This is a genomic window from Mycobacterium colombiense, assembly GCF_001665835.1.
GTDB classification, from domain to species: domain Bacteria; phylum Actinomycetota; class Actinomycetes; order Mycobacteriales; family Mycobacteriaceae; genus Mycobacterium; species Mycobacterium colombiense_A.
This window is the reverse complement of the sequence record NZ_LZSX01000034.1, coordinates 1-14,091: the sequence shown is the minus strand read 5'-3', so window position 1 is coordinate 14,091 and position 14,091 is coordinate 1. Positions and strand designations below refer to the sequence as shown.

Sequence of the window (14,091 nt, the reverse complement as noted above, 5' to 3'; positions counted from 1 at the left end):
CTAGCTGGTCTCGCGCGCCGCGGCCTTCTCGAGGTCGGTCAGGGCGGCCTCGATTCGGTCGGCCATGTCGTCGATATCGTTCGCGACCTCCGGTGTCGTCACGAAACCGAAGTCCAAGTAGTCCTGGTAGGAGAAGCAGGTGATGTTCAGCGCGACGTCCATCACGGGCGGCCCCAGCGGCACTAGCGAATCCAGTTTGGCGCCGGCCATATACAACGGGAACGGCGGGCCGGGCACATTGGAGACGACCAGGTTGATGGGGGCCAGGTTTCTGGACAGCCCGCTGGCCGTGTAGGCCCGCGCGGCGAGCCCCAACAACCCGGGCGGCGTGGTCTCGGTCAGCCCCATGATCTGATGCGCCGACAGCGCCTTGGCCATCAGCTTGGCGTTCTGGGTGCTTTCGTGGATGGCACGCAGCCGCTCCCCCGGGTCCTCGACATGGGTGGCCAACGAGACGGTCATCGAGCTCACCTTATTGCCGACGTCGTCCTTGTTCTCGTCGGTGCGTGTCGAAACAGGGATCTGCGCGATCAGCGGTTTGGCGGGCAGCTCGCCGCGTTTCTGTAAGTAGTCGCGGGCGGCCCCGGCCACCAGTGCCAGCACGACGTCGTTGAGCTTGACGCCGTAGGCGTCCTTGATGACTTTGGCGCGGGCCAGTTCGACACGGCAGCCGGTGATGCGCCGGTGCGGCGACACCGACGCATTGAAACGGGTTTTCGGCGCATCGAAGTAGCGCGACGGCTTGCTGGTCACGCCCAACGCGGCGACCTGCTGGCGCAGCGTTTGCTCCACCAGTCGGGCGATGCGGAACGGCGTCTTGACACCGACGTTGATCAGCGCGCCCACCGCGCGCCGTTCTATACCCGGAATCTGGAGCCCCACCAGCGACCCGACCGTTTCCTGTTGCGGCGCACGCGGTTCCGGCGTGGTGTCCAACAAGATCTCGCCCAGCCCGGCGCCCGAGACCCCGTCGACGATGGCGTGGTGCATTTTGGTCAGCGTGGCCATCCGCCCGCCCTCGACGCCCTCGATCACCCACATCTCCCACAGCGGCCGCGAGCGGTCCAGCTTGTAGGACATCAACCGACCCACCAGCTCCTCGAGCTCGCGGCGACCGCCCGGCGCGGGAACACCGATGCGGCGAACGTGGAAGTCGACGTCCAGCTCCTCGTCTTCGACGAACCACGGCCGGTCCAGTCCCAGCGGCGCACCGGTGACCCGCCACCGCAATTGCGGTACCTCCGGCAGACGCTCGATGAGTAATTGACGGAGACGTTGAAAGCTGTACTCGGAGCATTCCTTCGGGTCGCAAATCGCCAATGCCCCCACGTGCATGTGCCAGCCCGCGGTCTCTGCCGACCAAAACGCCGCGTCAACACTCGAAAGCCGTTTCATCACCTGACCGTAGCCCCCCAACCCCCGTCGCGACCAGCAATGGCAGACAAACTACCGGGCGGCTCGGCCGAGGAGGAGTTCGCGTGGTCACCAGCCGGAGCGGCAAGCGCTCATTGGCTTCGATCAACGGGAGCCGCTTGGGGACTCGGCGACGTTGGGCACGGCATTGATCGAATCCACGCCTGCGGAACCGACAAGACTCCGATTGCCGCCCCGCTACCGCGACTCACACGCGGCGCGGCGTGATCCGTGCGGCCCCCGCCGGGCCGCAGCGACCACAAGGCCGCGGCCCTGCTCAACGCGGCGGCCTTGTTGAGGGCACTCAGGTGGTTGAGTGCGAAGTCCAGCGGCGCCGACAATGCACTCAACCTGGACAGAGGCGCTGTTATCGACAACAGGGACGCGTCGAACGTGGCCAGTGGGGAGGAGGACAACGCACCGAGCGCTTGGGAGATAGTTGAGATCACTTGACAGCCAGTCGCTATGACCTCCGGCGCCACCGTCAGACGCCAGTTACGGGACGGTTCACTGAACCCCGGAGCATGGCGCGCGAGCGCGCAGGGACCGGTGGAGGGCGGGGGCGAATTGAACGGTGTCAGCTTCCAGATGCCAGCAGAGGCGCGGGCGTAGGCATACATGGCGGCGGCGTCTTTAGCCCACATCCTTTCGTAGTCAGCTTCGGCGTCCGCGATAGCCGCACTGCTCTGGCCTAGGCAGTTCGTCGCGGCCAGCGAGTTCCGCTGCAGCCGGTTGGCATCGATCACATGTGGCGCCACCACCGCCGCAAGCGTCAAACCGTAGGCGCTCGCGGCCTCCTTGGCCTGGATTGCCGTCTGCCGGGCCTGTGCAGCGGTAGCCTCGAGCCACGCGACATAGGCTGCGAAGGCTTGGTTTACCGCCGTTGCCGAGGCACTTTCCGGTCCCGAATCCAGCTCCGAGATCGCCGCCCGATAGGTCAGTGCCATGTCACTGAGCTGGGCGCCCAGCACACCCCAAGCCTTGGCGGCGTCCATCATTGACCCGGCGCCGGGGCCCGTATGCATCCGCCCCGAATTACTTTCCGGCGGTAGCGTACCGAAATCCATCACTAACCCAAGCTCAGCGGCGGGCGAATTGTACTGCAAAATAAGGCTTTTCTCTGAGGAGTGAAGGGGTGGGCTTGAGTGATTCTGGTTGTCGTGCTTGTCGTGCGGTCGCGGGTTATATTGCGGCGGTTGGGCTCAGTGGTTCAGCCGCCTTTGGCACCAGGTCCCGCGGAAGCGTCGAGTTGTCGTGGGCAATACGCCTTGGCTGATATCGTCGCGAACTGGGCGGCGCCGTTGGTGGTGAGTGCGGGGTTGTTGTCCCGCAGATCGTTGAGGAGTTGCAGACCGGATACGCCCCGAGCGAGCAAGCCGCAGACCGCTTTCCCGGCGCTCACGGCTTGGCCCGGGTCCTGAAAGCTGATGCCCACCGTACGTAGGTCAGCGATGAAGGCTTGATTGTTGTCGTCACCGGCCGCCTCATCCTCGCCTGGCATGGCGTGCGCGGGCACCGCGGTAACGATCACCAACAACACACCGAGAAGCGCTAACAGCAGTTTCATGCATCCTCCTTCGATGCGTCCGTTGATGGAGTTTTCCCTGTTGCAGTGTGTGTCAGTCTGCGGGGCAGCGGCGCGAAAACCACTGCGCTACCCCATCTTCGATTCGGGCGCTCCGACCGTGATCTCCTCGCCCTCGGTCACGTGCACGGCGTGTACGCCGGGTGTTGTTCTGAGTCTGGCGACCAGGTCATTAAGGCCGGCCTCATCGACGTTCCAGTGCTGTACCTGATCGGGCATCTCCTGAAGTTGGGCGATGACGCGGTCCAGCTTGACCGGCCCCCTGCGGCGCTCGCCGGTGATCGCACGGGCCTCGATGCCAGTCGAGCTGACGACCCGCGCCGCCGGGCTGCCCAGGGCGCCGCCGGCCAGACTGCCCAAGGTCGCCTCGTTGACCAGGCCACCGGGGAAACCTGCCGCAGCAGCCGCAGCGAGGCTGGTGGCCGGTAGCGCGCTGGAGGCCAGCCTGATCGCCGGGGCGGCGGTGGCCCAGCTTGGCGGCACCGACAATTTGCCCACAGTCGGCGCGTCGCCCAACACCGCCGATACGGGCTTGACCGGGACGGCCGCGGCAACATGCCCCGGAGACGCCAGACCGGCGCCCAATGACGTTTTCGCCATCGCGGCGCTCCACGGCGCATAGACGAAGAAGTTCTTCCACTGCGAGACGCCCAGGCCCGTACTGGCATTGACGACGTTGGTCCACGTCGCCTGCGTGCCGAATTGCGAAATGGTCGAATACAGCGTCTCCCAGAAGGGCGCTATCTCCGTACTCCCCGTAGCCCCCCCGATCAAGTTCTGCCAAAACTTGGTGTACTGGCCGGCGAGCGAGGTGATGTAGTCCTCGATCTGTTTCAGCCACGACGACAATGACTGCGCCTCCGACGTGGCGACCGCCGCTGCCTGCGTCGCCGGTCCGGCGTCATTGGTGGTGACCGGTGCGTCCTCGAACGGGGTCAGCTCTCCAGCGGACTCCGACGCGCTGGCATACCCGAACATCGCCGCGACATCTTGGGCCCACATCTGGCTGTACTCGGCTTCGGTGGCCGCGATCGCCGCGCCGTTCTGCCCCAAGATGTTGGTCTGCAACAGTACGGCCAACTGGCTGCGGTTCGCCGCGACAATCGCCGGCGGCACGGTGGCCGCCAACGCGGCCTCGTATGCGCCGGCCGCGGCCCGGGCCTGGGCGGCGCTCTGCTCAGCCTGGCCCGCCGCGGTCGATAGCCACGCCGCGTACGGTGCGGCCGCGGCGGCCATGGACTCCGATGACGAGCCCTGCCACGACTCGCCGACCAGCTCCGAAATCACCGATGCGTACGAAGCTGCAGTGGTGTGCAATTCGGCGGCCAGCCCGTCCCACGCCGCCGCGGCGGCCAGCAACGGCCCCACGCCCGGGCCCGTGTAGATCTGGGTGGAGATCACCTCCGGTGGTAGCGCTGCGAAATCCCCGAAAACCATTGCGCACCTTCCTTATTTCGCGTTCGGTGGTATCACGATGACGGTGGACGTGGTGGCGATGTCGTCGACGGCCACAGCGCCGGGCACGCGAACGGTTGACCCCGCGGCAGCGCGAGTGGCGGTCGCGCCGACGGCGCGTCCCGCCAAACTCGACAGGGCGGTCGGGCCGAACATGCCTTGTTGACCGTTCACCGCCATCGCGGGAGCGGCGTCCAGCATGGTCTCCGGCAGCTCGGCGGCAAGCGTCCTGACCGCCGGGACCGCCGAGGCCCAGTTCGCCGGGACCGACAACGACCCCACCAGGCCGGCGCGGCCGGCCGTCGCCGAAACCGTCCCGGCACCCGACAGCGCGGTCGAGCCGGTCAGCAGATCGCTATGCAGCAGCGGCGCCAAAACGCCGAGAAGCGGTTTCGGGTGAAGCAGTGGACCAATGCCTTGGATTCCGGTACCCAGACTCGGGATGCTGATGGCAATCTGGTACCAGTTCTTCATCAGGTTCCCTACGCCAAGCGGCGTGTACGGTCCGGACACAACGCCCATGACGCTGTTGAAGGTCTTCAGAATCCCGGTGAGGTCCGTGAGGCTCAGCGGGAACCCGGCAGCAGCCGTCACCGCATTCGCGTTCACCGCCAGGCCTTGCGCCGCTACCGGAGCTTGCGAAACGGACTGTGACACAGCAGATTCGACGCCGGATGCGGTCGACGACTGTAGCGCGGAGGTGACCGCGGCCGACTGATCGGCCAGCCCATTGGCGTCGGCGGTCGTAGGTGGGGCGCTGAACGGGGTCAGCCGGGTCGCGGCCGCCGAGGAACCCGCATAGGCGTACATCGCGGCGGCGTCTTGGGCCCACATCTCGGTGTACTGGGCCTCCGTGGCCGCGATCGCCGGAGTGTTTTGGCCGAGGAAGTTGGTCGCGATCAGCGACTCCAACAGCGCCCGGTTGGCCACGATCACCGGCGGCGGGACAGTGGCCACGAAAACGGCTTCATAGGCCGCGGCCGCCGCCTTGGCTTGGACGACCGTCTGTTCGGCCTGCACGGCGGTGCCGTCGAGCCACTCGATGTAGGGTGCCGCCGCGGCGGCCATCGCTGCAGACGACGGCCCACGCCACGTGGTTCTCAGCTCCGAGATCGCCGAACCGTAAGACGCTGCAGTCGAATGTAATTCGGCTGCCAGCCCATTCCAGGCGGCCGCAGCTGCCAGCAACGGCGCCGACCCCGGCCCTGAGTAGACCCTGCCGGAGTTGATCTCCGGCGGTAACAACCCGAAATCCATGCCTTCCTCCGCCTCCGGCCGTGTCACCACCGCCGACCCTGTGCCTGTGTCGCCGACAAGCCGAACGTCACCGCCATCGAGCAACTTCATCACCGCCAGATGAGTTTGCTGTGCAGCGACCATGTCCTCGTGTAGCCAGGACACTAGCCAGCGACGAGCAAAACGCCGTCCGCCGAAATCGACTCGGGGCGGCACCGCCGCAGGGCGCCAATGCGAGGGCCGAACGTGCGTGGTTCGACAACCAAGCCGCCCATAAACGTCTCTACCTCGCACAAATCCGGCAAGGCGACAGGGTGAATAGGTGATGGAAACCCAGGAATGGTGCCTCTCGACCGCTAACCGCGAATAAAAATCTCGCCTTCACAAATTGAGTTCGCGGCGAATGGAGCGCGTGCTACGACGTGTCCATGGCGATGGTCCGCCTGGCTACCAGAACGAGGCCCGGGCACAGAAAAGGTGTGGAATACGAGCTGGGCGTTCATCCCGCTGCCGCGCCCTTACGGTGGACGACCCTGCGGCTGAAGCAGGTTCGGCGTGGCCCCCGCGTCAGCGCTCGCAATCCACGCCTCCCCGCGGACAGCTCCCATTCGCTCACGCCACGGTCGATACGTCGCCGAACCATATCGTTTTCAAAGAATTTATGTAAGCTCTATGAATTGTGCGCCGGCCTGGTATCCAAAGACCCCGATTCCGCCTATTTGCTTCCGGGCGCTGTCCATAAGAAGACTGTCAATAATCGCAATTCATATCCAACTTAAAGAAATCATGTTATTCATAAAATTTATCACTGGCCGCCCAGACCCAGAAACATGGAAGAATGGCCTGGGACACGTATGCCCTTGGCCGCGCGTATCGAGTCACCATGCACGTCGGGCAATACGGGCGTTGCTCTTCTGACGAGTGAGCGCTCAACGAGAGTATTTGCCACGGGCGGGTCGGGCTAAGCGTCCTCCAGCAAATCCGGCGTGACCGCCGACTCGGTGTCGGGAATGCCCTCGACCTTCGCCTTGCGATCGGCCATCGACAGCAGCCGCCGAATACGGCCCGCCACAGCATCTTTCGTCATCGGCGGGTCGGCGAGCCGGCCGAGCTCCTCCAGCGACGCCTGCCGGTGCTCGACGCGCAGCTTGCCGGCCGAGGCCAGATGGTCGGGAACGGTGTCGCCCAGGATCTCCAGCGCCCGCTCCACCCTGGCCGCGGCCGCGACCGCGGCCCGCGCCGAGCGGCGCAGGTTGGCGTCGTCGAAGTTGGCGAGCCGGTTGGCCGTGGCCCGGACCTCACGCCGCATCCGGCGCTCCTCCCACACCAGCCGGGTGTCCTGGGCGCCCATCCGGGTCAGCAGGGCGCCGATCGCCTCGCCGTCGCGCACCACCACCCGGTCGGCACCGCGCACCTCGCGGGCCTTCGCGCTGACACCGAGCCGGCGCGCGGCACCCACCAACGCCAGCGCCGCTTCCGGGCCGGGGCAGCTGACTTCCAGCGCCGACGACCGCCCCGGCTCGGTCAGTGATCCGTGCGCCAGGAAGGCTCCTCGCCACGCGGCCTCGGCGTCACCGACGCTGCCGCCCACCACCTGCGCCGGCAGTCCGCGCACCGGGCGGCCGCGGTTGTCGAGCAGTCCGGTCTGGCGCGCCAGCGCCTCACCGTCGTTGGCCACCCGCAACACGTACCGGGTGCTCTTGCGAATCCCACTGGCCGACAACACATGTACGACGGCGTTGTATCCGTAGAGCTCGAAAATGTCCTTGCGCAACCGCCGCGCGACGTTGCCCAGGTCCACCTCGGCCTCGACCACGACGCGGCCACCGACGATGTGCAGCCCGCCGGCGAACCTCAACAGGGACGTGACCTCCGCCCGGCGCGCGCTGACCGATTTCACGATGAGGCGGCTCAGTTCGTCCTTGACTTCGGTCGTCATCGCCACGCGTCGTCACCCCTTGGTCCGCTGCCGGCAGGTCCACTCCCACCGGCTGGTGGGCTTGCACCGTCGACCCGAATATCCGCGGTGGCCGTGACCGAAGAAGGTCCCGGAGCCTTGTGGGCCGTCCGGACCCCGTCCAGGGCCGCCGCGAGCTTGCCTGGATCATGTAAAGGTGTACCAGGTCTGGCCAAGTCGGCGAAGTGGACCTCGGCTGAAAGCAGTGTGGCGGTGCGGCGCAGTTGATCGCGTTCGCGCTCGCTGGGCACCCGTTCGGCGTCGATGATGATGTCGTGCACGCTGAATTCCGGTGCGTGCTGGGCCAGCACGTGCAAGTGACGCTCCACCGAGAAGCCGGCCGTCTCCCCCGGCTCGGCCACCAGATTGAGCACCAGCGCGCGCCGTGCGGTGGTCGCCCGTAGCGCCGCCGCCAGCCCGGGCACCAGTACATGCGGAATCACGCTGGTGAACCACGAGCCGGGGCCCAGCACCACCAGATCGGCGGCCATGATGGCGTCGACGGCCTGCCGGGTCGCAGGGGGGTTGTCCGGCAGCAGCCGGACGCGGCGCACCTTGCCCGGTGTGGTCGCGATCGCCACCTGGCCGCGGATCAGCCGGAACATCCGCGGGTCGCCTTCCAGACCGGAGACGTCGGCCTCGATCTGCAGCGCGATCGGGCACATCGGCAGCACCCGGCCCTTGACGCCGAGAATGCGGCCCAGCTCGTCGAGGGCGGCCACCGGGTCGGCCAGCACCTCGGACAGGCCGGCCAGCAGCAGGTTGCCGATCGGATGCCCGGCCAGGGCGCCGCTGCCGCCGAACCGGTGCTGCAGGATGGTCGCCCACAGCCGCCCGTGCGGGCTGTCGGATGCCAAGGCCGCCAACGCCATTCGCAGATCACCCGGCGGCACCACGTCCAGTTCGCTGCGCAGCCGGCCGGAAGAACCACCGTCGTCGGCGACGGTCACCACCGCGGTGACGTGGGGAGTCAGCCGGCGGGCCGCCGACAGCGTCGCGTAAAGGCCGTGTCCGCCGCCCAGCGCGACGATGCCCCGGTTCATCGGCTCGGTCATTCGCGGCCCAGATCCCGGTGCAGCACCCGCACCGACAGTTGCGCTTCACCCTTCTGGGCGTTCAGCAACTGCATCAATGCCTCCGCGATCGCGACGCTGCGATGCTTGCCGCCCGTGCAGCCGATGGCGACCGTCATATAGCGCTTGCCTTCCCGGCGGTAGCCTTCGACGACCAGAGACAGCAATCGATGGTAGGCGTCGAGGAACTCGGCCGCGCCCGGCTGGCTCAACACGTAATCCCGCACCGCGGGGTCCTGCCCGGTGCGGGGACGCAATTCGTCGACCCAGTGCGGGTTGGGCAGGAACCGCACGTCCATCACCATGTCGGCGTCCATCGGCAGGCCGTACTTGAAGCCGAAGGACTCAACCGTGACGCTGGTGGTCGCGCTGGCGACGCCGGCGAAGGCCCGCTCGATGGTCTCGCGCAAGCCGCGCACCGACAGTGTCGAGGTGTCGATGATCAGGTCCGCGGTGGCGCGAACCGATGCCAGCATCCGGCGCTCGGCGGCGATGCCCTCGGCCAGGGTCTGATCGCCCTGCAGCGGGTGACTGCGCCGATTCTGTTCGTAGCGGCGCACCAACATGTCGTCGGATGCTTCCATGAAGACCACGCGCGGGGCGATGTTTCGGGTGGCCAACTCGGTGCGCACCGAGTCCAGGTCGCCGGTGAAGCCGCGCGACCGCACGTCCATCACCACCGCGAGCTGGGTGATCCGCGAGCCGGCGGCCAGACCGAAATCGACCATCCGGGTGATCAGCTGCGGGGGCAGGTTGTCGGCCACATACCAGCCGAGGTCTTCGAGCACCTTGGCTGCGGTACCCCGCCCGGCGCCGGATAATCCGGTCACCAGAACGACGTCGATACCGGCCGGGGCATCCACCGAGTGGCCGCCCGCGAACTCACCTGGGCCCGTCACCGGGCGGCCTCGGACTGATCGGGTCGCAGCGCCTCCAGGACGGCGGTGGCGGTTGCCACCCCGATGCCGGGAACGGCGGTGATCTGGTCGACGGTGGCCTCCTTGAGGCGGGCTATCGATCCGAAATGGCTTACCAGCGCCTTGCGGCGATGTTCTCCCAATCCTGGCACCGAATCCAGCACCGATGCCGTCATTCGCTTGGATCGCTTGCTGCGATGGTAGGTGATCGCGAACCGATGCGCTTCGTCACGGACGCGCTGCAGCAGATAAAGTCCCTCGCTGTTGCGCGGCATGATCACGGGATCGGGCTCCGACGGCACCCACACCTCTTCGAGCCGCTTGGCCAGGCCGATCACCGCGACGTCGGTGATGCCGAGTTCCTCGAGCACCGCGCTGGCCGCGTTGACTTGCGGCGCACCGCCGTCGACGACGTACAGATTCGGCGGGTAGGCGAACCGGCGAGACTTTCCTTCCGGCGAAAGCATATTCGGGTCGTTTTGTTCACTCAGGTGCCGCGCGAAGCGGCGCCGGGTCACCTCGGCGATGGAGGCGACGTCGTCGGAGCGTCCCTGTCCGGCGGCTTCCCGGATGCCGAAGTGCCGGTAGTCCGATTTGCGTGGCAGGCCGTCCTCGAACACCACCAGCGATCCCACCACGTCGGTGCCCTGGACATGGCTGATGTCCACGCATTCGATGCGCAGCGGCGCGTCGGACAGGCCGAGGGCGTCCTGGATGTTCTGCAGCGCAGCAGATCTGGCGTTGAAGTCGCCGGCGCGCCTCAGCTTGTGTTGCTGCAGCGCCTCTTTCGCGTTGCGCTGCACGGTTTCGGCCAGCGCACGCTTGTCGCCGCGCTGCGGTACCCGCAGCGCCACCCGGGATCCACGCAAGCCGGACAGCCAACTGGTCAGCTCGCCGGCATTGGACGGCAGGCAGGGCACCAGCACCTCGCGCGGCACCGGGTTCACCGATTCGTCTGCGGCGCCGCCCAATTCGGCCTGCTCACCGTAGAACTGGGTCAGGAACTGCTCGACCAGCTGTTCCTCACCGGAATCGCCAGGGTCGGCGGACTTTTCGACGATCCAGCCCCGCTGGCCGCGGACCCGGCCGCCGCGGACGTGGAACACCTGGACCGCGGCCTCGAGCTCGTCGTCGGCGAACGCCACCACATCGGCGTCGGTGCCGTCGCCCAGGACGACGGCCTGCTTCTCCATCGCCCGCTTCACCGCGCCCAGGTCGTCGCGCAGCCGCGCGGCCCGCTCGAAATCGAGCTGCTCGGCCGCGGCATTCATCCGCTGTTCCAGCTCCCGGGCGAACCGATCGGTCTTGCCGGACAGGAAGTCGCAGAAATCGTCCACGATCTGGCGGTGCTGCTCCGCGCTGACCCTGCCGACGCACGGCGCCGAGCATTTGTCGATGTAGCCGAGCAGGCAGGGACGGTCAATCTGCTTGTGTCGCTTGAACACTCCCGCCGAGCAGGTACGAGCCGGAAACACCCGGGTGAGCAGGTCCAGCGTTTCCCGGATGGCCCACGCGTGCGAGTACGGCCCGAAATACCGCACCCCTTTGCGGCGGGGGCCGCGATAGACCATCAGCCGCGGGAACTCCTCGTTGAGGGTCACCGCCAGTACCGGGTAGGTCTTGTCGTCGCGATAGCGGACGTTGAACCGCGGATCGAATTCTTTGATCCAGTTGTATTCGAGCTGCAGCGCCTCGACTTCGGTGTTGACCACCGTCCACTCGACCTTGGCCGCGGTGGTCACCATCTGCCGGGTTCGCGGGTGCAGGCTGGCGACGTCGGCGAAGTATGACGTCAGCCGACTGCGCAGGCTCTTGGCCTTGCCGACGTAGATGACTCGCCCGTGCGGATCCCGGAATCGGTACACGCCGGGCTCGACCGGGATGGACCCGGGGGCTGGGCGGTAGGTAGCGGGATCGGGCACAGATCCAGGCTAGTAGCCGCCGGCGTGGTGCCGAGAAAGGCGGGGCGCGTGCGGGTGCCGGTCTAGTGTGGCGCACACCGGTCGCCACGATGTTTGAGGGGGATTACCGTCGTCGAGTCCTCGCTAGCCTGGCTGCTGCAGCCCCTCGGTGTCGACACCTTCCTCGACGAGATCTGGGCGAGCAGACACCACCACATCCGGCGCTGCCGGCCGGGCTACTTCGACCAGCTGCTGCCCGGGCCTTCGGCCGTCGATGAACTCCTCGAGCATGTGCAGCCCGAACCGTCCGCCGTGCGGCTGGTCAAGGGCGGCGAGGACAAGGATCCGGCGGCCTACCGCCGCGCCGACGGTGGCCTGGACCCGGCCCGGGCACGCGACGGCCTGGCCGAGGGCTACACGATCGTCATGAACGGGGTCGAGCGCTATCTGCGCACCATCGCGTCGTTGTCCCATTCCATCGAGGTCGAGCTGAACTTCCCGACCCGGGTCAACGCCTACGTCACGCCACCGGAGTCGACCGGCTTTGCCCCGCACTATGACCCGCACGACGTGCTGGTCCTGCAGATCCAGGGATCCAAGACGTGGCATGTGTCCGACGGGGCCGCCGTGCCACCGCACGAAATCCAGCGGCGCAGGGGCGTGGGGGCGGACGGGCTCACGTCGTCGACCGACGTGTGCCTGCAACCCGGCGACGTGCTGTATCTGCCGCGCGGCCAAGTGCATTCGGCCGAAACGCGCGCCGAGCCGTCGGTCCATCTGACGATCGGACTCCATGCGCCCACCGTGCTCACACTCCTCACGCACGAGCTTTACGCGCTGAGTCTGCGCGACCCGCGCGTGCACGCCCGCCTATCGCCACGGCACCAAAATGACGCAGCCGCCCGCGCCGGCCTGGGCGACCTCGTGCGCGACACCCTGCGCGCCCTCGAGGATCCCGAACTCCTCACCGAAAGCCTCGACGCGCTGGCCGACGTCCTGGTCCGGCGCGGCCGATGCCCCCCGGTCGGGCGGGTGAGCGACACCGTCGGGATCGACGGGCAAACGCTGGTCGCGAAGTATGAACCGCTCTATGCGCGGGTGGCACACGTCGACGGCCGCGTCGTCCTGCAGTTCGCGCAGCTGTCGGTGGGCGCCGGCGCCGACCATGAGGCGGCGATGCTGTTCCTCGCCGACCGCACCGAGCCGTTTCGGGTCGGCGACCTGCCCGGGTTGAGCCCGACGCAGCAGACCGGGCTGGCGCAGACGTTGATCCTGAACGGGTTCTTGGTCCGGCTGTCCAAAGGCTGACAGTTGTCTTCGCATCTCCGGTGAACGTCCCGATTTCTATCCGTATTTGCGGATACTTTTGGCGTAAGCTTCGGTACATGCGGGTCGCCATCCGCGCGGCCGCTGTCTTTATCGCTTAGCTGGCCCACTGAGAGGCCGGGACAAAGCGTTTTCCCGCGTGACTGATCGGGACGCCGCCCGCCGGCCACACGGGACGCTGAACCGGTTCGTCGGGAGGAGCGCAACATGGCAGCACGGGCGCACGCGGGTGGTCACCGATGACGATGCCGATCTGGGGCGCCTTTCCCCCGGAAGTGCATTCGGCGGCGCTCTCCAGCGGCCCGGGGCCCGGATCCTTGCTGGCGGCGGAGCAGGCGTGGCAGGCGTTGAGTGCCGAATATGACTCGGCGGCCCAGGAACTCGGCGACTTGCTGGCGGCGGTGCAGGCCGGGACGTGGCAGGGACCCAGCGCGGAGGCGTACGTGGCCGCCCACGTGCCGTACCTGGCATGGCTTTTGCAGAACAGCGCCAACAGTTCGGCAGCCGCCTTAGAAGCCGATACCGTGGCCGCGGCCTACACCGCCGCACTGTCCGCCATGCCAACCCTGGAAGAGCTGGAAGCCAACCACGCCACTTTCGCACAACTGGTGGCGACGAATTTCCTTGGCGTGAACACGATTCCGATCGCGCTCAACGAAATGGACTATCTGCGGATGTGGCTGCAGGCGGCCACCACGATGGCGATCTATGAAGCGGTGTCCGAGACCGCGCGGACGTGGGTCCCGCCGACCGCCCCGCCCCCGCCGATCCAGCTGGCCAACCCGCCCAACCAAGACGCGGGCGGCGGGGCAGATCAGCTGAGCTGGTGGGTGACTCGCGTGCAAGAAGTCGCCCAGGAACTCAGCGCGGACCTGAGCCAGTCAGGCGGGTCCAACCCGTCCTCGGTCCTCAACAGCCTGATGACCGACCCGCTGCTGGCCGCCAAGGTGCCGCACTGGGCGGGCGAGGCGCTCTACACGTTCCCTACGACCCAGGTGCCGCAACTGGCGCAACTCTCCGTCGGCCTGATCGCCCCCTTCATCCCCGTCGCCGGTGCGGCGGGTCTGGCGGGGCTGGCCGGGTTGGCCGACGTGGCACCCACCCCCACGCTGCCGGGCGCGGATGCCGCCCCGGCTCCGTCACACCCGGGAGCGCCCGTCGCGATGGCACCCGGCCTCGGCGCACCCGCTCCTGCCCCGGCCACCGCACCCGGTCTCTTATACACATC

At 67.3% G+C, this 14,091-nt stretch carries 11 protein-coding genes; 2 read left to right on the top strand and 9 right to left on the bottom strand.

All coding sequences use genetic code 11. The features are described from left to right. The 9 genes from A5760_RS07725 to uvrC all read right to left on the bottom strand — a co-directional run bounded on the left by A5760_RS07725 (nt 1) and on the right by uvrC (nt 11,558). On the bottom strand, nt 1–1,395 hold the full coding sequence (locus A5760_RS07725; protein ID WP_064879464.1) for a WS/DGAT/MGAT family O-acyltransferase: 1,395 nt from the start codon (nt 1,393–1,395) through the stop codon (nt 1–3). Between the two features lie 110 nt (nt 1,396–1,505). Continuing rightward, the gene (locus A5760_RS07720; RefSeq protein ID WP_064879338.1) at nt 1,506–2,480 is read right to left on the bottom strand and encodes a PPE family protein; all 975 of its coding nucleotides are present in this window, start codon (nt 2,478–2,480) and stop codon (nt 1,506–1,508) included. A gap of 143 nt (nt 2,481–2,623) precedes the next feature. Next, entirely contained in the window at nt 2,624–2,980 is a 357-nt protein-coding gene (locus tag A5760_RS07715) for a DUF732 domain-containing protein (protein ID WP_064879336.1), read from the bottom strand. A gap of 87 nt (nt 2,981–3,067) precedes the next feature. Further along, nucleotides 3,068–4,435, bottom strand: a complete 1,368-nt coding sequence (locus A5760_RS07710) for a PPE family protein (protein WP_064879334.1) — start codon at nt 4,433–4,435, stop codon at nt 3,068–3,070. A 12-nt stretch (nt 4,436–4,447) separates the two neighbouring features. Then, on the bottom strand, nt 4,448–5,710 hold the full coding sequence (locus A5760_RS07705) for a PPE family protein (RefSeq protein WP_155764253.1): 1,263 nt from the start codon (nt 5,708–5,710) through the stop codon (nt 4,448–4,450). A 940-nt stretch (nt 5,711–6,650) separates the two neighbouring features. Continuing rightward, nucleotides 6,651–7,628 (bottom strand): DNA-binding protein WhiA, encoded by a 978-nt coding sequence (whiA, locus tag A5760_RS07700; protein WP_040631623.1) that lies wholly within the window; start codon nt 7,626–7,628, stop codon nt 6,651–6,653. After that, complete coding sequence (gene yvcK / locus A5760_RS07695) at nt 7,625–8,689, bottom strand: uridine diphosphate-N-acetylglucosamine-binding protein YvcK (RefSeq protein WP_155764252.1); 1,065 nt, start codon at nt 8,687–8,689, stop codon at nt 7,625–7,627. The genes whiA and yvcK overlap by 4 nt, the downstream gene beginning before the upstream one ends. A gap of 8 nt (nt 8,690–8,697) precedes the next feature. Beyond that, nucleotides 8,698–9,618 (bottom strand): RNase adapter RapZ, encoded by a 921-nt coding sequence (rapZ, locus tag A5760_RS07690; RefSeq protein WP_064879330.1) that lies wholly within the window; start codon nt 9,616–9,618, stop codon nt 8,698–8,700. Then, a complete protein-coding gene (uvrC, locus tag A5760_RS07685) occupies nt 9,615–11,558 on the bottom strand; it encodes an excinuclease ABC subunit UvrC (protein ID WP_064879328.1) in 1,944 nt (647 codons plus the stop codon). The genes rapZ and uvrC overlap by 4 nt, the downstream gene beginning before the upstream one ends. Before the next feature lie 102 nt (nt 11,559–11,660). Between uvrC and A5760_RS07680 the strand changes: the two genes are divergently transcribed. Both A5760_RS07680 and A5760_RS07675 read left to right on the top strand, forming a co-directional pair. Next, a complete protein-coding gene (locus A5760_RS07680; protein WP_064879460.1) occupies nt 11,661–12,845 on the top strand; it encodes a cupin domain-containing protein in 1,185 nt (394 codons plus the stop codon). Nucleotides 12,846–13,102: 257 nt separating this feature from the next. Then, nucleotides 13,103–14,091 (top strand): PPE family protein (locus A5760_RS07675; RefSeq protein ID WP_064879458.1); only part of this gene is annotated, 989 nt, incomplete at its 3' end.